This window comes from Cytobacillus oceanisediminis 2691 (assembly GCF_007678455.1).
Classification (GTDB): Bacteria; Bacillota; Bacilli; order Bacillales; family Cytobacillaceae; genus Mesobacillus; species Mesobacillus oceanisediminis_A.
On record NZ_VEEP01000003.1, the window covers coordinates 15,277 to 36,142 of the forward strand.

20 protein-coding genes and 1 pseudogene are annotated in these 20,866 nt (G+C 41.8%); 8 read left to right on the forward strand and 13 right to left on the reverse strand.

Features of this window, described 5'->3' with window-relative positions:
* Positions 1-210 precede the first annotated feature (210 nt).
* On the reverse strand, positions 211-4,485 hold the full coding sequence (locus FS736_RS06555) for a S8 family serine peptidase (RefSeq protein ID WP_144475589.1): 4,275 nt from the start codon (positions 4,483-4,485) through the stop codon (positions 211-213).
* Between the two features lie 718 nt (positions 4,486-5,203).
* Between FS736_RS06555 and FS736_RS06560 the strand changes: the two genes are divergently transcribed.
* Positions 5,204-6,139 carry a DMT family transporter gene (locus FS736_RS06560; RefSeq protein ID WP_251541327.1) on the forward strand — a complete coding sequence of 312 codons (936 nt, stop codon included), beginning with the start codon at positions 5,204-5,206 and terminating at the stop codon, positions 6,137-6,139.
* A 12-nt stretch (positions 6,140-6,151) separates the two neighbouring features.
* Positions 6,152-7,087, forward strand: a complete 936-nt coding sequence (locus FS736_RS06565) for an acetamidase/formamidase family protein (RefSeq protein ID WP_144475590.1) — start codon at positions 6,152-6,154, stop codon at positions 7,085-7,087.
* 133 nt (positions 7,088-7,220) lie between these two features.
* Here FS736_RS06565 and FS736_RS06570 read toward each other — a convergent pair whose 3' ends face one another.
* The 3 genes from FS736_RS06570 to FS736_RS06580 form a co-directional block, all read right to left on the reverse strand.
* Complete coding sequence (locus tag FS736_RS06570) at positions 7,221-8,045, reverse strand: lipid II flippase Amj family protein (RefSeq protein WP_144475591.1); 825 nt, start codon at positions 8,043-8,045, stop codon at positions 7,221-7,223.
* 184 nt (positions 8,046-8,229) lie between these two features.
* The gene (locus FS736_RS06575; protein ID WP_144475592.1) at positions 8,230-8,694 is read right to left on the reverse strand and encodes a DUF5662 family protein; all 465 of its coding nucleotides are present in this window, start codon (positions 8,692-8,694) and stop codon (positions 8,230-8,232) included.
* A 138-nt stretch (positions 8,695-8,832) separates the two neighbouring features.
* On the reverse strand, positions 8,833-9,357 hold the full coding sequence (locus tag FS736_RS06580; RefSeq protein ID WP_144475593.1) for a DinB family protein: 525 nt from the start codon (positions 9,355-9,357) through the stop codon (positions 8,833-8,835).
* A gap of 133 nt (positions 9,358-9,490) precedes the next feature.
* Here FS736_RS06580 and FS736_RS06585 point away from each other — a divergent pair, with 133 nt between their 5' ends.
* Complete coding sequence (locus FS736_RS06585) at positions 9,491-9,985, forward strand: helix-turn-helix domain-containing protein (RefSeq protein ID WP_144475594.1); 495 nt, start codon at positions 9,491-9,493, stop codon at positions 9,983-9,985.
* Between the two features lie 20 nt (positions 9,986-10,005).
* Here the strand turns inward: FS736_RS06585 and FS736_RS24195 are convergent, their stop codons facing one another.
* Together FS736_RS24195 and FS736_RS06590 are read right to left on the reverse strand one after the other, a co-directional pair.
* Positions 10,006-10,161, reverse strand: a complete 156-nt coding sequence (locus FS736_RS24195) for a hypothetical protein (protein WP_186326697.1) — start codon at positions 10,159-10,161, stop codon at positions 10,006-10,008.
* Between the two features lie 181 nt (positions 10,162-10,342).
* Positions 10,343-11,125: a manganese catalase family protein gene (locus FS736_RS06590; protein WP_144475595.1), complete on the reverse strand. Its 783-nt coding sequence runs from the start codon at positions 11,123-11,125 to the stop codon at positions 10,343-10,345.
* A 187-nt stretch (positions 11,126-11,312) separates the two neighbouring features.
* Here FS736_RS06590 and FS736_RS24200 point away from each other — a divergent pair, with 187 nt between their 5' ends.
* The gene (locus FS736_RS24200; protein ID WP_186326698.1) at positions 11,313-11,489 is read left to right on the forward strand and encodes a hypothetical protein; all 177 of its coding nucleotides are present in this window, start codon (positions 11,313-11,315) and stop codon (positions 11,487-11,489) included.
* Between the two features lie 15 nt (positions 11,490-11,504).
* Positions 11,505-11,834 (forward strand): annotated as a pseudogene (locus FS736_RS06595) (redoxin domain-containing protein); the annotation flags it as partial.
* 64 nt (positions 11,835-11,898) lie between these two features.
* On the opposite strand, the gene FS736_RS06600 reads toward FS736_RS06595, so the two are convergent.
* Together FS736_RS06600 and FS736_RS06605 are read right to left on the reverse strand one after the other, a co-directional pair.
* Positions 11,899-12,261 (reverse strand): VOC family protein, encoded by a 363-nt coding sequence (locus tag FS736_RS06600; protein ID WP_186326699.1) that lies wholly within the window; start codon positions 12,259-12,261, stop codon positions 11,899-11,901.
* A gap of 815 nt (positions 12,262-13,076) precedes the next feature.
* Complete coding sequence (locus tag FS736_RS06605) at positions 13,077-13,283, reverse strand: ChaB family protein (protein WP_144475598.1); 207 nt, start codon at positions 13,281-13,283, stop codon at positions 13,077-13,079.
* 225 nt (positions 13,284-13,508) lie between these two features.
* Here FS736_RS06605 and FS736_RS06610 point away from each other — a divergent pair, with 225 nt between their 5' ends.
* On the forward strand, positions 13,509-14,309 hold the full coding sequence (locus FS736_RS06610) for a DUF1206 domain-containing protein (protein ID WP_313959707.1): 801 nt from the start codon (positions 13,509-13,511) through the stop codon (positions 14,307-14,309).
* A gap of 185 nt (positions 14,310-14,494) precedes the next feature.
* Here FS736_RS06610 and FS736_RS06615 read toward each other — a convergent pair whose 3' ends face one another.
* From FS736_RS06615 to FS736_RS06630, 4 genes are all read right to left on the reverse strand, one after another.
* Complete coding sequence (locus tag FS736_RS06615) at positions 14,495-16,147, reverse strand: FAD-binding dehydrogenase (RefSeq protein WP_144475600.1); 1,653 nt, start codon at positions 16,145-16,147, stop codon at positions 14,495-14,497.
* Between the two features lie 174 nt (positions 16,148-16,321).
* Positions 16,322-16,705 carry a hypothetical protein gene (locus FS736_RS06620; protein ID WP_144475601.1) on the reverse strand — a complete coding sequence of 128 codons (384 nt, stop codon included), beginning with the start codon at positions 16,703-16,705 and terminating at the stop codon, positions 16,322-16,324.
* A 2-nt stretch (positions 16,706-16,707) separates the two neighbouring features.
* A complete protein-coding gene (locus tag FS736_RS06625; protein ID WP_144475602.1) occupies positions 16,708-17,280 on the reverse strand; it encodes an ATP-binding protein in 573 nt (190 codons plus the stop codon).
* A gap of 41 nt (positions 17,281-17,321) precedes the next feature.
* Positions 17,322-17,765 carry a DUF4362 domain-containing protein gene (locus FS736_RS06630; protein ID WP_186326700.1) on the reverse strand — a complete coding sequence of 148 codons (444 nt, stop codon included), beginning with the start codon at positions 17,763-17,765 and terminating at the stop codon, positions 17,322-17,324.
* Between the two features lie 151 nt (positions 17,766-17,916).
* Between FS736_RS06630 and FS736_RS24205 the strand changes: the two genes are divergently transcribed.
* Together FS736_RS24205 and FS736_RS06640 are read left to right on the forward strand one after the other, a co-directional pair.
* A complete protein-coding gene (locus FS736_RS24205; RefSeq protein WP_186326701.1) occupies positions 17,917-18,642 on the forward strand; it encodes a hypothetical protein in 726 nt (241 codons plus the stop codon).
* A 907-nt stretch (positions 18,643-19,549) separates the two neighbouring features.
* The gene (locus tag FS736_RS06640) at positions 19,550-19,990 is read left to right on the forward strand and encodes a cell wall hydrolase (protein ID WP_144475604.1); all 441 of its coding nucleotides are present in this window, start codon (positions 19,550-19,552) and stop codon (positions 19,988-19,990) included.
* Positions 19,991-20,078: 88 nt separating this feature from the next.
* Here the strand turns inward: FS736_RS06640 and FS736_RS06645 are convergent, their stop codons facing one another.
* Positions 20,079-20,837: an SDR family NAD(P)-dependent oxidoreductase gene (locus FS736_RS06645; protein WP_144475605.1), complete on the reverse strand. Its 759-nt coding sequence runs from the start codon at positions 20,835-20,837 to the stop codon at positions 20,079-20,081.
* Between the last annotated feature and the right edge of the window lie 29 nt (positions 20,838-20,866).

Genomic DNA, 20,866 nt, shown 5'->3' on the forward strand with positions numbered 1-20,866 from the left:
CAACAAAGAGAATATACTTCATAATACCCCTCCTTATTTAGTATATTACCATCTCCTTCCATTGAATGATATAGGGGTCTTACCGTTTCTTACCTCTTTAATATGACTCTTTTGAGTTAAGATGAACTCTTCTTAATTCCTGTTGTTTTCCCCTCAAAAAAAGAGCCTTACCGCAATTAAGCGAAAGGCCCTTCCTTGTTAAAACAATTACTATTTATTACTCTTTTTCTTCACATTGATGAACAATTTTCCCTCTGCGGTTTTTCTTGTTTCATTGCCATAGGCGTCAACGGCTTTGACTTCGATGATGGCGCCATCTGCCACAACATCTTTAGTCGCTGTATAGTAGCCTGCGTAATTTCCTGGAGATACTTCACGCATTGGAAGCTCTGTTGCATTCATTGTCAGTGAATTGCTCGTTAATGGCATATGAATGACAAACGTCGCATCCAGGTCTTCTTCACTAGTGAATTCGACCTTTACGCTTTCTCCTTTTTTCAAGGTCTGATCTTCTTCCGGTTTAACATTTGAAATCACAGGTGCAGTGTATTTCACATCTACTTTTATAGATTTTTCAGTTGCGTTTCCTGCCTTATCCACTGCAACCACTTTGATTTCGTTTTTCCCTTCATCCAGCATTACCCTGGCTGAATAGGTTCCGTTCTCCACCTTCGCTGCAGTTCCGTTAACTGTAACAGTGTCCAGATTGGCATCAGTAATTGCGCCGGTAACCGTAACGGTTTCTTTGTTGATTTTGCTTCCATCTGCAGGGGAGGCAATCGACAATTCAGGTGCATTAGGGTCAAAAACCACTGTTGCTGGCTCTGATGCATCAGTAATTCCCTGCTCTGTCGATGCTTTGGCTGTCAATACATTCGTGCCTTCATTTAGATCTATATCAACTGCATACTTACCATTATCGCTTGCAGCTGTGGTTGCAATCTCTTCGCCATCATTATAGATATGGACAGTCGTTGTTGGCGCTGCCGATCCTTCTACTTTTACAGAACTTTCCTTTGTAAAAGATCCATCTACAGGTGAAGAGATACTTGGTGTCGTAACCTCATAATCGACTACCGCACGGATCATATAGTTTCCTTCATCCTCTGGAGAAGGTGACCAGCCACCACCTACTAACTGCCAGCTTCTTAATGCATTCTTTCCGTTTTCATCGGTAGCCAGGCCAGGTGAAGCTGTGTTGATGCCAGCCTGGATATATACCAGGTAGAAATCTCCTTCTACTACGATTCCATGGCTGCTCAAATCAACATGTGTCCACTCGCCGTTTCTCAATGCAGTGGCATCAATTGGTCCTGCCAGCTTCTTGCCTGGAGATCCATCAGTTCCTGTGGCATCGTATACTTCCACTTTGAAGGCTGTGCCGCCCGGAACCGGCCACTCAGTATCCCAGAAACGGAATAGACCGCCTGTAACCAGCGCTTTGTTGTTGCCCTCAGCCAACGACATCTTCACGGCCCAGCCATTGCCCGCGTCATAGAATGCCCGAGCATTTTCCGCACTGCCGTCATCATAACCGATTTCACCCGGGTAACCGATGAATGGTTTAATTTCAAAGTTTTGCTCAACATCCCCATCAAGGGTGACAGTCGCTTCCTGACTGTAAAAATGAGGAGCAATTACTTTTAGCGTGTATTCACCTTCATATGCAGTCAGCGAATATTGTCCATTCTCGTCTGTTTCAACAGGTGCTATCTTCGCATCCTCCAATAGGTAAACGGTCGCACCCGCTACAGGCTCACCAGTTGCCTTATTCGTGATGGAACCGGTTATTGTTCCTTTTGGCAACTCTTCTAAATTGAAGTTGGCTGTTGTCTCTCCATCCTGTGCAATGTTTACAGTTTGAGTCTGTGGACGGAAACCATAAGCTTCTGCTACCACCGTGAATGTACCGGCAGCATGTGTCAGTTCGAAACTTCCATTAGCAGGATTTGTTTTTACGGAACGCCCTGATTCAATAACCGTCACTTGAGCCTGCATAGGCAATGCCATTGGATTTGCTGAATTTTCAGCTTTTTGATGCTTAGGCAGTGACATTTGGATCTTGTTTGGATCAACCTTTTCTTTCAGGCTATCCTTCTCGTCGTCCTTGTTTCCTGTCGTGTCAGCCTTAGCTGGCGCGGCAAGCGGAGTATTTGTTAAAGAAACATCATCCAAATACCATCCATCCCTGACTACGCTGCCATCGGTTGTGACGTTAAAGGCGATATAAATTCTTTGGCCAGCATATTCACTCAAGTCTACTTCACCATCAATCCAGCCATTCGATAGATTGTTTACACGCAGTTTTTGCACCCAGTTAACAGCATCAGTGGAGACAAACACATGGCCGTAGTCATAATTTCTCTCCAGGTTATACCATTGCTTGAATTGCAGGTAACTGCTGCCTTCCGGCAAATCGATCGGCGGCATTTGCAATGACATGTTCGCTCGGTTTTGGTAGGTTCCGCCAAGAGCCGTTCCATAGACTTTCTCTCCTGAAAATGCTGAACCAGGACCACTGGTCGGAGTGCCCCACTCCCAGCTGTTTGCGGCTCCATAAGAGGTCCAGCCAGAAGCATCATTTTCAAAGTTTTGTTCATAGCCTACAGTGATTCCTGGCAGCACGGTCACGGTAAATTCACTTACCGTTTCATTACCGCCAAAGTCCACTGCCTTCCATTTGTATGAAAATTCGTTCCCGGATATCGCTTCACCTGGAATAGCAGCCTGATACGTACCATTTTTATAGTCACCGCCAGTTCGTGCAGCGGGAATAGATGACCAGGTTCCATCCTCCAATTGATATTCAACTTCAACATTTGTTACACTGATGTTGTCGGCAGCTGAAGCCTCTAAAGTCAGTGGCATTCCTGCGAAAACCGTGGCAGGTTGGGAATGCTCCAACACCGGTGCTTCACTGTCGTCTCCATCCTTTGTAACCTGTCCTTTAAATTTCCCCAAACCAGAAACAACCGAGGAAACCGCATCAAAAACATTCAACAATCCAGAACCATAGCCATTATTCGGTGATTCTGGATAAGCATTGTCTGTTAAAGGCAGCGCTGTCGTCATAATAATCTCTTCCAGATCATCAACAGTCAAACTTGAATTTGCCTGCAGCAATAATGCGATTGCAGCTGAGACATGAGGTCCGGCCATAGATGTTCCATTCCAGCCGCCCTCATAACCGCTTCCAGGTACTGATGAGCGGATATTCACTCCAGGTGCTGACAGCTCAGGCTTGATTTCTCCATATGGAGACGGGCCCAAGAGAGAAAAGCTTCCCAAATTATTATTGATGTCTGTCGCACCTGTTGCGACTGATTCCGGATAATTGGCCGGGTTCGCAACAGAACCAGGTCCCCCAGGATTGCTGAAAGTCGTATTCCCGGCAGAGAACTCAGGGAATATTTCAGCCGCTCTCCATGCTTGAACCATTGGGCGATACCATTCATCCAATCCCGGTCCACCGCCCCATGAATTATTGACAACGTCAGGAGCTAAATCAGGATTTCCATTTGGAGCGAGGATCCACTCACCAGCTTCCAGTAAGTCAGCATCTGTACCGCCAGAAGCTGTAAATGCTTTAACAGCGATCCATTTGGCGCCTGGAGCAACTCCAACGACGTTTCCACCATCAGGCTCGGACCCTACCATAGTACCGGTAACATGCGTCCCATGCCCATGGTCATCATATGGTGCAGATTGTCCACGAACGGCATCAAACCAATGATCAGCATGGGATACTTGTCCGGTGGCTGAGTCATAGCCACGGTATTTCTCCTGCAATGCCGGGTGATTCCACTGTACCCCTGTGTCGATTGTTGCTACGGTTATTCCGCTCCCATCGATTCCCATATCCCAGACCGCTGGTGCTCCTACACGGTCGATATTCCATTCGATTGAATTGGTTTTGGCAACAGGGTCCTGAACAGCAACAGCTGATTTTTCCGGAACAAACAGCTGCCTTGTTTCATTTGGAAGGATTTTATCAACCTCAGCAAAAGCAGCAACTTTATCCATTACTTCTTTTGTGGCTGTTACCGCAATGGCATTCACCACATGGTAGGAATGGACCTCCTTAGCTGTACCCTTCTTTTCTTGCTCCCTGAGGAATTCCATTACATTGATCTGTGTTTCTTGTGCCGTTGTTTTTAATTCTGATACAATCGTCGAGCGCTTCATTGATTTGGTTTTTGCCGGTGTTGCTTTAGCCAGGCTGGCTTTTTTCTCTGCCTCCTTAGCAACAGCTTTCGTATCCACCTGCTCTTTCATTTTTACCAGGAACGTTACTTTATCCTGATCTTCAAATTGCGTATAAAGCTTTTTGTTTACCTTTTGTTTTGCAGTCTGGACTGCTTCCTTTGCAGAAACACTGACTCCCTTTGTTGCTGCATTTGTCTGCATCTGTGGCTGAAGCAGCAATGGTACAACAAGTGCTGTGGATAGAAGTACGGATAATAATCGGCGTTTTTTACGTTTCATCCCTCTACCTCCTAAGTATTTTCCTTTAGTCTAATTTCCTGCCCTCCTCTCGTCGCACACTCTATGTCAAAATAGGTGCTAAATAAACCATAGCCTTTTGTGTGATACAGGTTTGTCGAAATTTAGGAGAATAAATCTGAATATTCAAAAAATGAATAGTAAGTTTTAGTTGGGAAATTTTTAAAATAATTCCTAATCAGTGTAAAATCAATTAGTTACATACCAAGTCTAATACTTTCTAATTATTTCCAGTATAGAAGGCGCCGGTTGGATGTAGGAGAAGCATAAAAATGATTCCTTGGTCCTGAATTTGATATTAATTCCTAGGTAATATGTTTAATAACTAGCTTTAAACGACCTTTTTCATTGACTCGTATAGCCCTATTTTAACTCTGCAGGGTATGTCAATTGACGGATTTAGCATTATTAGAAATACAGGTAGGAATAAAAAAAACAAAGGGATAGTGCCTCTGCCTGGGTATTGCTTTTATTCAATTACTTGCTTCACTTCCTGTCCTATTTCCTTTTCAAATGTACATGGCGTAAAGGTAATCTATAAAAAGAGAATTCTGCCTTTTTTTGCAGAAAAACAAGGAATATCAAATTCCTGCTTGTGACTCCTTAACTAAAAAAGTTTCAGAAATTACTAAATTATTATTTCGCTTTTCGAAAAAGATGCTACAATACTATTTAAATCGTACATAAAGAAGGGACAACTATGAACAAAAAATTATGGCTTACATATGGCATGTTGACTTTTGCCACCTCAACATGGGGCAGTGCTTTCATTGCCGGAAAATACGCAGTACAAAGCTTCGAACCGGCGACTGTCGCCTTTTTTCGTTTTTTTGGGGCTGCTATCCTCCTCATTCCTCTCATGTTCTTGATGGAGAAAAATCGCCAGAAACCGAACTTGAAGGATTATATTTTATTTGCCGTTCTTGGCCTCACTGGAATCGCATTATATAACATCTTCTTTTTCCTGGCGAGTAAGCATGCACCTGTCATTAAAAGCTCCCTCTTCATTGCGTCCAACCCTGTGTTGATTGTGCTTTTATCAGCTTTATTTTTAAAAGAAACCATCACCCGCAACAATGTTATTGGATTGGCGATTGCCCTTTCTGGTGCTTTTTTTATCATAACTGATGGGCATCTCATGAACTTGATTCAACTCGGTTTCGATCCAATTGATTTCGTTTTGATGGGTGCTGTAGTAAGCTGGGCGCTCTACAGTGTAGTTGGAAAAGTGGTTCTGAAGAAGTTCAGCTCTGTCGAGTCCACTACCTACGCAGTTGTTTTCGGTACCTTCTTTTTACTTCCGTTCGCCCTGGCTGAAACATCCTGGCAGGACGTCCAAAAGGCATCAGGTACAACCTGGTTCGCCATTATCCATATGAGCGTGTTGGTCACGGTCGTTTCATTCGTCATGTATTATAACGGAATCAAAGAAATTGGCGCCGCCAAAGCATCAATTTTCATCAATGTCATGCCGGTTTCTGCGGTCATTATGGCTACTTTATTTTTAGGCGAAAATTTCACAGCTGCTCATGCAGCCGGAGCAGCACTGGTATTATCAGGCGTCTATATTGGAACCAATCCAAGGCTTTTTAAAAGAAAGCCAAAAGACGAAATAGTTAAAAATGAAATTGCATAAGGAGATGAATCCATGATACATAAAATTGATTTGAAATCAGAAAATTTGCACGGGTCTTTCTCTAATGAATATAAACCAATCATTACAGTTAACTCTGGAGACTCAATCCGCATGCAGACTCCAGACATTGAATGGGGATATTCAGCATCCAAAGAAATTGAAAGAGAGTTCTTTCAGTCTGCTGTAAAAGAAGAAACTCCCCTCCATCCGATGGTTGGTCCGATTGAAGTCAAAGGGGCAAAGCCAGGGATGGTGCTAGAAGTGAAATTGAATGATGTTGTGCCCGGATGGTATGGGACGAACTGGGCAGGGGGCAAAAAAAGCTGGCAAAATGACGCAGTTGGTCTAACGGGATCCGAGAGAATCAGACTCGACTGGGAGTTGAATCATAGCACAATGACTGCAAGGACCGAGGTAAGTGGCCGACCGGTCAATGTTGCCTTAAATCCATTCATCGGCCTGATGGGCGTCGCTCCTGCTGAACCAGGCGTACATCGCACCTCCCCTCCCCGTTACTGTGGCGGCAACATCGACTGCAAGGAGTTAAAAAGGGGCAGTACCCTTTACCTTCCGATCTCTGTTGAAGGAGGATTATTCTCAATCGGTGACGGCCACGCTGCACAGGGAGATGGTGAATTATCTGGCACGGCAATCGAGTGTCCAATGGATTTGGTCGATATCACCCTGACACTGAGGGATGATCTTTCACTGAAGCTGCCGCGTGCTAACACCCCGGATGGCTGGCTGACTTTCGGCTTCAATGAGGACCTCAACCTCGCAGCCGCACAGGCACTTGATGAGGTGGTCGACTTGTTATGTGAACTTCACGAAATAGAGCGCACAGAAGCCCTTGCATTAGCAAGTGTGACCGTTGACTTACGAGTCACCCAGGTCGTGAACGGCGTAAAAGGAGTTCATGCTGTTTTGCCGCACGGAGCAATCAGGTAAAATTTTAATTTGTTTAGTGGTGTTGTCTTGGAGCAGATCCTATACATGCTCCAAGGCTTTTTTAACATTTGTTTAGTGAAATGAATTCATAAAACCAGTCTCTGGACTTCAAGAAATATCTATTCCCGCTTTTTTATCTAAACAGCACGATAAACTTTGTAAACCAGGCAATATATCTTGCTCCCCATAAGAACAGTCCCTGAGCAAGAATTGTTCCTAACAATCTTGAGGTTACCATCATGATTGACATACTTTTAAGGGTATTGTAACTCCCTCTTTGATTGACAACATCGTCTGCTATGACAGATAATTTGGGATCAACAAAAATGACCAGAAGGATCGTTGCAATCCCATTTATTAAACCAGATGCCATAATAGCTGTAGCAGCTCTTTCAGGTACTAATAATGCTGCATACAGTGCAGCTAAAACCCCAATGGTATAAATCGCCGTTATGATCATATTTACAAAAAAGAGCCTTACCGGAATCTCATTCATTTTCGTTCCCTGTAAATATGAAAACTTGGGAAGACTAAAATGAGTGATGCCGCGTTTTATGTATTGCAATGAAAAAAGCCTTTTCATCAAGGAAGGCACAGATCCTTTTTCTTCAGATAAATGAATGATTGCCCTCGAAAATAATGCTACAAAAGTGGGAAGCAGAATAATCCCAAATAATGTACCAAGAGTTGATGCGCCAATTAGTATTCGAAATTGCGCTTCCACAAACTCTAATGTATTCTCCTTTGGGGCGTTATCAATCAGGCTTCCTGTGAAAGGCTGCTGCATCATATTCGCTAATCGTGAGACAATCACCATTATATTAAAAAGTGAAAGAGCAGAAGCAATCATTTTAACGCGTGCACCCGATAACCTCACAGCATAAGCCAATGTCTCGATCGAATGAATGATAAAAATAAACAATGCTATGAATAATAATCCTTGAGTGAAAAACTCCATTTAGCTACCTTCTTTGCTTAGTGATTTTGCAACAAAAATTCAGGTTTGTTGACTTGAGAGCATGGATAAATTGCTCTTAAATACACTGCGATAATTGACTTTGCATTTTGACTTAAATCAATTAGTCAGCAATCCATTACTCCGAAAAGGAAATAAAGAATGCAAGTTTTATTCAGGTTATCTTTTAGTAAAGCAATTCCATTTTACTATTATTTCGCATGATTACCTCAAGTTCTTTCCTTGTATCTGGATGAAGAATAATCTTATCAGTAAGGTCCAAAGTCGATAGATTTACCTTCCTTCCCCACTTTCTTGAAAACGACCGCCAATCACAAACCATTTCTAGTAAGTATTTTCGTGGCATAGGCAAGGCCTGTTTTTTATTCGGGTCAATCACCCAATACTCCCAGTGATGTTTATTTTTATGCTGGTGAGTCAGCCATGCATAACGCCATCTTAATTCATCTTCTACACTTAATTTTTTTTCTGAGTAAAACTTCCTGGCATAAGGAAAAAACTCTCTTGGATAGAATTTAGATAGATCGTGGGTGATACCCTGGATGTATAGTCCCTCTGACCAGCATTCAACCAGGACATTTATTTTATGGTCAAGAATGTATAGAATGTATTTCACATACGCCTTCAGCATATCCATACCTGCCAATCTATTAAACTTACCTCTATATTCTGTTCATCTGTTTACATTTCCTTCCTGGAGTATTCAGAAATGATGTGTAATCATAAAAAAGCAACCCAATCAATTATGAAATGGGCTGCATAAATATATTTAATTTTTCAAGATACCTAAATAACTCTTCCACGGCCCCACCGATTCTTCATATTTTTTTGCCATCACTCTGGTTATCTGTGAAATATGGGTTAAATCATGAACCACCCAGGTAGAAATCAATTCACGTGCTGTTACTTCTCCATATTCCGGGTGGATTCCCGTCATTTCAGGCTGTGCTTTATCAGTGATCAACAGTTTTAGTGTTTCAATATTTTCCCTGCGTAATGAAGCGAATTCCTTCATTTTTTCCTCAATTGACCAATCATGATATTGTTGCAAATGTGAAAATCGGTCAAATACCGGGAATCTTTTTTCCTTTGATTCACTTAAGATTAACTCCAATCTAGGAATCCAATTATATTTCTCCCCGTCAATAAGATGGCCGATAACCTGGGATGGGTTCCAGGTCCCGTCTCCTTCATTGGTTTGAAGCCAGCCATCGGATAAGCCAACTAAATATTGCTCTAATATTTTGGGAGTCCGTTCTAATACTTCAATTACTTCCGACATGATAAACGCCATTTTTAGTCCAGCCCCTTTATTTTTCATAAATAGCTATATGTAACACAATGTCATACTGCTGTTCTTTTTCTGAAAAAAATCAATGGTAAGATAGATTTGTCTGATAATTTTTTAAGATAAGAGAGTGAAATAGATGCTGACAATCAAAGAAGCAGCTGAACAATTATCTTCTTTCGGAATCGATGTAACCAATGAAGAGATTTTGTTGTGGATACAAGAAGGACAATTAAAAGCTGAAAGATCCCAGAGGAGAAATGTATTATATAAAATTCATCTGAGTGACCTGATTGAATTTATTGTTCAGGAACAGAAAAATGAATTAACGAATGAACTAGAAAAGTCCAAGCGCAAGAATCAAAAACTTAACGAAGAACTTGAACTATTAAATACCCGTCTGCATATTGAGCAATCCAAAGTGCGGACATTGAAAAAAATGCTGAATGCACAGATTGAAGCTGCGGCCACCGATACATTCCAACTGGAAGAATTGCTAGGTTTAAAACGGGACACAAGCAGTCCGGTCCTGAAAAAGGAATTCAAAAAGCTCCTAAAAGCCCTTCATCCTGACCGCGGTGGAGATGAGAGGCTTTTTAAAGTGTTCAGAGAGCAATATGAGAAGTTGAAATGAGGCTATTTTGCAGCGGGAGATCAATTTTTCATTGCTAAATAATAAGTACTGGCACCCATTAATAGTCCACCGGTTACACCAATTGCTGCTCCTGGCACAACCCAAATGGTCGATAAGTAGATTCCTGACATGTATAACAACAAGCCGAATAAGAACAAAAATTTACCTTTTTTCATATTTACTCCTTTAACCCATTGTTTTACATAACCACTTCTATATGGACATGTGGAATTCCTTTTTTACAATCTAGTTGGGGGAAAAGTAAGTCATAACTGCGGATATTCGAATTAAAATCTAAAAAAGCGCAAGACAAAAACCCCCTCCAAATCATGCAGATTCAGAGGGGAAAAAGGACACTTATTCTTTCGGCTCGACTGGGCCTTCATACACCTTTGCTTGTTTGGCAAAGCTGAATTCATTTTTGGCAAGGCCGCCGAGTGAGAGGTCAAAATACATATTTACATGGTCGCCTGTTTTATGTGCTTTTTTATTTTCGATTTCTTTTGCACGCATGATGGCCTCTTCAAATAGTGTGGCGTGGGCAGCTTCGCGGTCGATCAGGAATTGGAACATCTCCCTTGCGCCCGGGTCGTCTACATGGCGGTATAATTCTTCGTATACCTTTTTGGCTCGAAGTTCAGCAGCGAGATCTGATTGAAGGTTCGCAACGAGATCGCCAACATTATTAATGAAATTCCCTGTGAAAGGTGTTCCTGAAGAATCCACAAAATCAAGTCCATGTCCATCGAGAATCATGCTTTTCTGAACCGTAGAATTAAAGTTGAACTGCATCATATTATTGATCTGGTTTTTAGCATCAGATAAGAGGTTTCCTTCACCAGACATTTTCCTTTCATCTTCACCCATCTCTTCCATCTTCTGCTCTTTATCAGTACCACCCATCAATTGAGTGATACACTCCCCCACCATTTCAAGATGCGAGATTTCCTCAGTTGAAATGTCCATCAGCAAATCGCGAATCGCAGGGTCGGGGGTACTAAAACTCTGGGCAAAATATTGGAGACAGGCTTTCAATTCACCATTGGCACCGCCAAACTGTTCAAGTACTGCAGCAGCATGGGCAGGATTTGGGCTCTTGACTTGGACTGGGAACAATAGTTCTTTTTTGTGGATATACATGATTCAGCCTCCATCAATATATTTTTGTACATTTAGACACATTCCCAAGTAGATAGAGGGTAAACCAACCTTCCTGATTTTTCATTCAAATGAAACAAATCAAAGTCGATACAAATTATCCATAAATGATATAATAAGATTTCATCTTAAAACGATATACTAGAGAAGATACATAAGGAGGTGCATCATGCGAAAGTCAATCTTCATCCTCATCCTTTTCACCGTGGGAGCTATCATAAATGGTTGTTCAAACGAAAAATCCGAGTCTGCCACGCTAACCCTTCCAGATGAAAACGGGAAGGATGTTTCTTTTGAGAATATGGAAGAGCCTGCACTTGTTTTCTTTTTTACAGGAGTTGGTTGAGACTTCTGTAAATCGCAGCTGGTCGAGCTGCAGAACCGAAAAGACTTATTCAGCCAGTTCCCTGGCAATATTTACGCGGTAAGTGCATCTTCCGTTAAGGAACATAAAGCAATGAAGGAAGAATTGGGACTTGAATATCCGGTTATTTCGGATAAAGACCTGAAATTGATCAAAAAGGTTAATTTACTAGATCCAGAGTCTCCGATTGCTGTTCGAGGGTTCGCTGTTCTAGATAAAGACGGCACTGTCCTCCATTCCCAGCAAATTGATCCCTTCGGTATCGAAGCTGAAGGAATCATTCCTTATGCTGCGGACATAGCGAAAGGCAAGAAACCATCAGAATAAGCAGACAGAACCACCCGTTGATTTGCGGGTGGTTCTTTTTGTTAAAAACCGAAATAAGTTCCTGTTAGTTGAAATTTGAAAACTCAACAACCTCTATTTGATTACCAGATGGATCTTCGATGATATTGTATCTTCCCGGCGGGCATGGTCTTGCTTCATCAAACAGGATTTTGACACCCTTTTGGCGAAGCTGGCTGACATCCTCATCGATATTTTCAGACAGAATTCCCAGCAAAACCTTCGGGTTACCTGAAACATGTTCCCCTTCATTCTTTTCTAACACAATTGGAATCTCATTATGTACAAGTGATACGATATTCTCTCCATAATGCTTAGACACTTCAAAATCCAGCTTCTTTGTATAGAATTCAACAGCTGCCTCCATATCATCTACCTTAATTGTTAAGACACATACTTTGTTCAACATAAACATCACTCCTTTTCTTAAAAATTATCACTGGGCACTGGATTACTAGCTGGCCCATAATTAAACCATAATCCCTATCCAAAAATTGTAATCTTATAATTTATTCGCTTATTTACTTAAAAAACCTTTTGGAACCCACTCGAAAATCCTAACTTTTTTACAAACGAAATCAACAAAACGCTCCATTGGTGATCTCATTCTCCTGTATTCTTACAAATCGTGGTTCCAATACGGTCTATTGGTGACCCTATTCTCCTGTATTCTTACAAATCAGGGCTCCAATACGGTCTATTGGTGACCTCATTATCCTATATTATTACAAATCAGGGCTCCAATACGGTCTATTGGTGACCTCGTTCTCCTATATTCTTACAAATCAGGGCTCCAATACGGTCTATTGGTGACCTCGTTCTCCTATATTTTTACAAATAAGTGTTCCTATACACTTTATTGGTGACCTCATTATCCTGCATTTTTACAAATCAGAGTTCAATAGATTCTATTAGTGCTCCATTTTCTTTTCGATGCCCGGATATTTGAATTTTGGCGATACCTGATCTCCCGCAGCTTATAGTATGGAGTTTATATCTAATAAAACTCTTCTAGATGGGAAAGATGCTGAGACAGATTCACTTCATGTCCATATCTACACAACTGAGGATTATCCTTTAAAAGCATGATTTTAACTCCTCACTACCTCAGATAAATAAACTAGCTGGTTTTCCTAAAAAAAAATGACGTATGCCTGTACATACGTCATCTTGCTTTTGTATTTTAGCTTATAGATTAATCTATTCGATTAAACTTGTTCAATCCTAGTCTTCCTCTTTTTTCACCCAATCACCATCATCATTCTTCTCATAATCATTTTTAACCGCGCTCCAGGCGACTTTAAACGCTGTTTCTTCTTCATCATATTGCTCAGATGCTGAGTTGAAGGCTTCTTTGAAGATTTCCTGTGCGTGGTGCGGCAGGTTATCTTTCACTGAATCTGGCAGGTCTTTTAGAGATTTGTAAGGCATAACGATACCTCCTTAAATTAACTAGATATAATTTTCTATTTCCCTCCCTGGGAAAAATGAAACAATTCGCTTACATACCCAGCAAGTACATAAATCAGGTAAACGATACCACTCAGCTGTTGGTTTCCTTTTTGCCGAAACCGGGAACATCTAAATACCAAGAGAATAATAGAGGAAGTGTTGGTTTATATGAATTCACCATCTACTGTAGAAGTTAGAAATAAAATGAGAGAAATGAAACCGTGGGTTCGCCGTTTTGGGCGTTTTGGCTTTGTTGCCAAAGGGCTGGTTTACGGAATGGTTGGGGTTCTTGCTGCCTTAGCCGCTTTCGGACCAAAAGGAAATACAACCGGGACATCGGGCGCCCTGCAATCCATCGCTGAGATGCCATTTGGTGAAATTGCACTCTGGTTTATTGGTATTGGGCTGATTGGTTATATCTTGTGGAAGTTTATTATAGCGATAAAGGATCCAGAAAATGAAGGAACAGATCCTAAAGGCCTTGTCAAAAGGACAGGCTACTTTATTAGTGGGTTAATCTATGCGAACCTAGCTTACGGTGCCATCAAATTAGCCAGCCATACCGGTTCCGCTGGCGGAGATAACTCAGAAAAAACGATTTCCGCAAAGTTAATGGAACAGCCGTTTGGCGAATGGCTGGTTGGCATAGTAGGAGCCATTATTATTGGATATGGGGTTTATGAACTGTATAGCGGGGCAAAAGAAAAATTCATGTCTAAATTCAAGACCTATGAAATGGATGATAAAGAACGCAAATTGGCGGTTGTAGCAGGCAAAATCGGGTTAATATCAAGGGGAATTGTTTTAAGCATGGTAGGATTTTTCTTCATACGCACAGCATACACCAATAATCCAAACGAATCTAAAGGACTCGGCGGTGCTTTAACCGAACTTGCAAACCAGCCATTGGGCCAAGTGATGCTCGCAATCGTCGCCGTAGGGCTGATATTATATGGAATCTACCAAATCATTCGCGGGCGTTATCAGCATATGAATTTTGGGTGATAAAATGAATGACGATAATATTGAAAAATGATAAAAAATATAAATGAATAACAGACTTTTGCAGTACAAATAGCAAGCAAAGAACGCCAGGACTTATATCCTGGCGTACTCTTTTGCTTCTTTACACATACAAAGGTTTTATTTCTTTAACAAAATATGATTATTGTTTTCTAAAGTGGAAGTTACTATAATTCTGCCGCAATAGCTCTCCCTGCTATGCGTCCTGTAAAAAGGCAGCCACCCAAAAAAGTTCCCTCAAGTGAACGATAGCCATGTATTCCCCCGCCCCCAAACCCGGAAACTTCACCAGCAGCATATAATCCTGGAATAGGCTGTCCAGAAGAGTTCAAAACTTTTCCTGATAAATCAGTTTGTAACCCTCCTAAGGTTTTCCGGCTGAGGATATTCAAACGAACTGCGATTAAAGGGCCGTTTTTTGGATCAAGGATTTTGTGCGGTGCTGTCACCCGGATTAATTTATCGCCAAGGTAATTGCGTGCGCCGCGCATAGCGGTTATTTGCAGGTCCTTAGTAAATTTATTATCGATTTCACGGTCTCTTGCTTCTATTTGTCTTTTGATAGTTTCCAAATTTAATAGGTTTTCACCTGTTAGTTTATTCATGCGGGAAACCAGGTCGGCTAAATTATCCGCAATAATAAAATCTTCTCCTTTATCCATAAATGCTTTTACAGGATCCGGAACACTTTGTAATGCTCTTCCAATAACTTTTCGAATGCTTTTTCCCGTTATATCAGGGTTTTGTTCTGAACCGGAAAGGGCAAATTCCTTTTCAATAATCTTGTGTGTCAGAATAAACCAGGAGTAATCATAGCCAGTCTTTTTGATTGCATCAAGGGTTCCCAATGTATCAAATCCCGGAAAATTTGGTGCCTGGAATCGCCTTCCCGTTGCATCCAGCCAGATGGAGGACGGTCCTGGAAGGATTCGGATCCCATGGTTGTTCCATATAGGATTCCAATTCTTAAGTCCCTCGGTGTAGTGCCACATGCGGTCTGGATTCACGATGCGGCCGCCTGCCTCTTCTGTTATTGCCAGCATCCTGCCGTCAACATGGGCAGGTACACCTGTAACCATTTCTTTGGGAGGTTCGCCAAGCCGGCTTGGCCAATTTTTCCGAACCAGGTCAAGGTTGCCCCCAATGCCTCCGCTTGATACCAATACTGCTTGGGCTCCATATTCAAAGCTGCCGACTACCTCCCTGCTGCTATCTTCTCCGCGAGCTGATGTACTTGGCAAAAGAACTGAGCCACTCACCACAACAACCGCACCATTTTTTGTAATAAGTTTATCTACTCTGTGGCGTGGAAGAAACTTAACTAGTCCGGTTTTAATATGTTCACGAACTCTTCGTTCAAATGGGGCAACAATGCCGGGACCAGTTCCCCAGACAATATGAAATCGAGGCACGGAGTTACCGTGCCCATCGGCAAGATAACCGCCTCGTTCCGCCCAGCCAACAACCGGAAAGAAGCGGACACCCATTTTAGTTAACCAGGCACGTTTCTCTCCTGCAGCAAAATCAACGTAGGCTTCCGCCCATTTCCTGCCCCAGTAATCCTCAGTTTCCTCCCGGTCAAATCCGGCAGTTCCCAGCCAGTCCTGCCATGCTAGTTCCTTAGAATCTTTAATACCCATCCGCCGCTGTTCAGGTGAATCAACCAGAAACAATCCCCCGAACGACCAGAATGCCTGCCCACCCATTGACGCGTCAGGCTCCTGATCCAAAAGCAAGACCTTTTTACCTGCATCAGCCATTTCAGCTGTTGCTACAAGACCGGCTAGCCCTGCTCCCACAACAATTACATCGAAATTCACGCTTCTTCCCCCACTCTATTTCAATATTCAGTTAATTTTAATATATCATATGTTATAGCTCTTAATTTCACTGGTCTCTATAATTCTCCTCCCACTTTGCCCGCCAATCTCTATAATCCTCATCTTCCAGAAACTCTTCAACTGTAAGTCCATCAAGAGAATGCGGCGACCCCGCTATCCCTTTTCCAATGGGAAAAGATGTTCCACCGATAATTTCCCATCGTTAAAAATAAAAACGCTTAATTCAACTTTGCTTGAAAAACCGGTTTGCGGTCCGTAAATTTTGCCAAGTGGATGATTCTTAACTATGAATACTTCCTGTGTTATTTCCTTTCCGATATAAGGATCTGGTTTTACAGGCTGGACCGCCCACACCATATCGTAAGGCTTATTCAATAAATCATGCTTTTTGAAGGTAAATGATTGCTTCCCCTCATAGGACTTAATGGAGTATCCTTTATCTTCAAGATATTGTCTAGCTAATTCAGCATTTCCGTCCAATTTTGGGCCGCAACCTGCCAGTAAAAAGAGAAACACCAAAACGAGTATTCTTTTCATAGTTACTCCCTCTCACTTTTGGCAAGATATAAAATTTCCTGGATAACAGTTTGAGTGTCTTTGCTATCTTTTATTACATATAAAAAGCCTGCTTCATTTTTCGTCGGATTGACGATATCTTCTTTTAAAGAATCTTCGCGCTGTTTTTGTAATACTTCCATAAAGCTGGAATAGTTCCCGCGGAAAATATCCTTACTGCGTTGACTTACTGCTATACGGTCTTCGAGAATATCATCAGGGATATCAAAGTGGACCAGAATACGAGTGAAATTTCTTTGCGGAAACAATTCTTCAAGCAGGTAAGCTCGACCTTTACGACTGCGATTGGAATTGCATATGATAAGATGATGATTCGTTTGCTCAATTGTATATTGGACAATTAGTTTGGAAATCGCATGTTTGAGTGTATTGGGGCCATTTTGTGACTGAAGTTTTCTATAATATGTATTAATAAATGCAGCATGAATGTCTTGGTCCATTACAATGGAGTGATCAAGCTCTTTTTCAAGATTCCTTGCAAAGGTTGTTTTTCCGCTGTGAGTTTTGCCAACTGTTATGACAACTAATCTTTTCATCAAGCTGCCCTTCTTTCAGAAAAATTAGGTTTCCAGGCTTTTTATTTTTTTTCGACAAGGAGAACCGTTTTTTCTCCAACACCATTATTACAGCCTTCTAGCACATACTCAGTTTTATCCTCTACCTCTTTTTCAACAATCCTTTCGCATGTGGATTGTTCAATACTTCCCTGTCCGTATCCATCCCTTGTAGAATCATAGGTTGATTGAATGCTTTTACCGTCAAAAACCAAATTATGAAGCATCGGGGCTCCCTCTGAGGTATTAGTGACGAGCCTGATATCGCTTTTTTCCCCTTGCTTGACACGTTCTAAAAAAGAGTAAAATACTTCAAGGTGTGTTATCTCGCCTTGTATGTCGACTACATCATCCTTAGAATGAATATAATCAGGCAATATCTCTTTTACTTCAGGCAGTGTTTGTTCCTCCTTCTGGCAGCCGGAACCTACAAAAAGTATAAAAATTATCGCGATTACTTTTTTCACCCTAATCCCCTTTCTTTAAAACTAAAAATACTTAGTTAAATATTACCATTTCATTCCCTTTATGAATATCTAATATTAAATTTGTATGTGTTCCCCCTAAGGTGATTGGGTAATCTGATTGTATGATTACTTAGCAAAGGTGTGTTAGAGAGTGAAGAATAAGTTATACTCAGAAATTGCTGTCCCAATAGAGGTTCCATTTGGCTTCATGCCCGGAAAAGAATCTGAGCGGGATTTTACTTTTGATAAAGAGGATTGCTTTAGGGATTTCCTTCTAAAAAAAGGTGGACAAACTTACGATGTTAGTCTTGATGATCAGGGACAATGGTATTTTTTCATTTCAATGGAATGCGATACGCTCGACGAACTGAAGCTCTCAAGGCAGATTTTTCGTCCACCCTATTTAAAAGACGAGCATCTTGAACTTGTAGATATAATGGAAAAATTGGAGATTAGACCATATTATGAGGGACACGATAAAGCATACGGCCATGTGCTTTCGCTTGTGGATAATCTTGATACCGTGTCTGCCTTTAAACAGGCCCGGCTTGCTAATTACGATGGCACCGATGACCCAACGATCATCAAGAAAATCCATTTCATTGAGAATGAATATAAAGGAGAAAAAACTCGCTTCATCTCCGGCTTTGAAACTCGCTCATTCGCAACAGTGACAGAAAACGAATTCTACGCAAAAGAAATCCACCTTCAAGGTAATGCAAGGACTTATTTGAAACTATTCATTTATTTCGCACGGTACGGCAAGCTGCCATCTCAGCAAATGATGCCGAGATTCCTGGGAAACCTCTGGTCATCGACACAAAGCTTGAATAATGCAGCAAACCCTGCTCTCTTTAGAGATGAAGGGGTAGAGTGACTAAGATCTAATTAGTCTGGTTCCGTGGCAATACGATGATAATAGGTGCACAGCTGGAAAAAGATACCCATGATAGCTTGGTTTTATGGTGACGGTAATTTCTTTGCCACATTAATTTCGTTCGGATCTTACTTAGCTTAGGCTCCGACTGTATTTCCATAGCAACTCCAACTACGGTCGCAGCTTTGCTTCTTCTGTGACCGTATTTCCTTCACCTATTTTTTTCGGGCAGAGCTTTACTTAAGCTGCGACCGTATCTCCTTCACTTCTCCATTTTGGGTCACAGCTTTGCTTAAGCTGCGACCGTATTTCCTTCACTTCTCCATTTTCGGGCAGAGCTTTACTTAAGCTGCGACCATATTTCCTTCACTTCTTCAATTTCGGGCAGAGCTTTATTTAAGCTGCGACCGTATTTCCTTCACTTCTCCATTTTCGGGCACAGCTTTACTTAAGCTGCGACCGTATTTCCTCCACTACTCCATTTTCGGGCACAGCTTTGCTTAAGCTGCGACCGTATCTCCTTCACCTCTCCATTTTCGGGCACAGCTTTACTTAAGCTGCGACCATATTTCCTTCACTTCTTCAATTTCGGGCAGAACTTTACTTAAGCTGCGACCGTATCTCCTTCACCTCTCCATTTTCGGGCACAGCATTACTTAAGCTGCGACCGTCTCTCCTTCACTACTCCATTTTCGGGCACAGCTTTGCTTAGGATGTGACCATTTTCTTTTATTTCATTCAAGGCCAATGTTATTACCATGGCCAGGATCCAAGATTAAATTTAATATAATTTACCGTCTGTAAATTCACCCGAAGCGGACTTTAAATTCCATTCTATCCTCCTATCAAGAACGCATTAACATTATGACAGGCTGTTACTAATATAATTTCTGTAGAGGTGATCAATATGCCAAGGGCAAAGTATACGGACAGTGATGTTGCATTGGTGGCAAGAATGATGAGGGCGGAAGCCGAGGGTGAAGGTCAGCTGGGAATGCTGATGGTGGGCAATGTCGTTGTTAATCGATTGGTATCCAATTGTCTTGACTTTAAGGATTTACGGTCTATTCGGTCGGTGATTTTCCAGATCCAGGGTGGGAATTACTCGTTTGAAGCCGTGCAGAAAGGTAATGTTTTTTATAACAGAGCAAGAAGTGTGGAGAAGAGGTTGGCGAAGCAAACTCTTGATTATTGGAGGCAACACCCTTCCAAGTTTGCTCTCTGGTATTTCAACCCATATGCGCCATGTCCGCCAACATGGTATGACCAGCCTTTTTCTGGACAATATAAACAGCACTGTTATTATGAACCAAAGGCAAATACTTGCGAAGGCGTATATATCGGATAGCAAAGCCCCCACATAGTGTGGGGGTTGAGTTTTGCAAATTGCAACTAAAATAAGCCGGGAAAAGGTATTTCTTTTCCCGGCTTCCTCATTATTTTGTGTTCGTAAACCCGCCATCGATGCTGATTACTTCGCCATTAATGTACTCCGCGTTGGATGTCAGCAGAAAAGTGACCAACTCTGCAACTTCTTCCGGCTTGCCAAGACGTCTTTGTGGTATTCCTTTTGTTGCATTTTCCTTCATAGCCGGATTTGCTTCATAAAACTCTTTGACCATCGGTGTCTCGGTTGGTCCCGGAGCAATCGCATTAACCCGAAGGCCATCTTTTCCGTATTCTGCCACCATGCTCTTTGTTAATCCAACGATGCCATGCTTTGTAGCAGAATAGGTGACAACAGAGTCCTGACCAATCACACCTGCACTTGAAGAGGTATTGACGATTGAACCTCCGCCATTCTTCAGCATCACCTCACCAACATAACGGACACCATATAGCGCACCTAAAAGATTAATTCCGACAATTTGCTGGATTTCTTCGATAGAAGAGTCCAAAAAGTATGATCCGCTTCCGGAAATTCCGGCATTGTTGAAGAAGTAATCAATTTTGCCGAAAATTTCAACCGTTTGATCAACATATCTTTTCACGTCTTCTTGCTTCGAGACATCTGCCTTGATGAACATCGCTTCCACACCGCGTTCTTTTAGCATCTCGACTGTTTCATTACCGCCTTTTTCGCTGATATCAACGACTGCAATGTTTACTTTTTCTTCTGCTAACCTTAGGGCAGTGGCCTGTCCCAAGCCACTGCCTCCACCGGTAATGATCGCTACTTTATTTCCGTTTGCCATTTTTCCAATCTACTCCTTTAATTAATCGG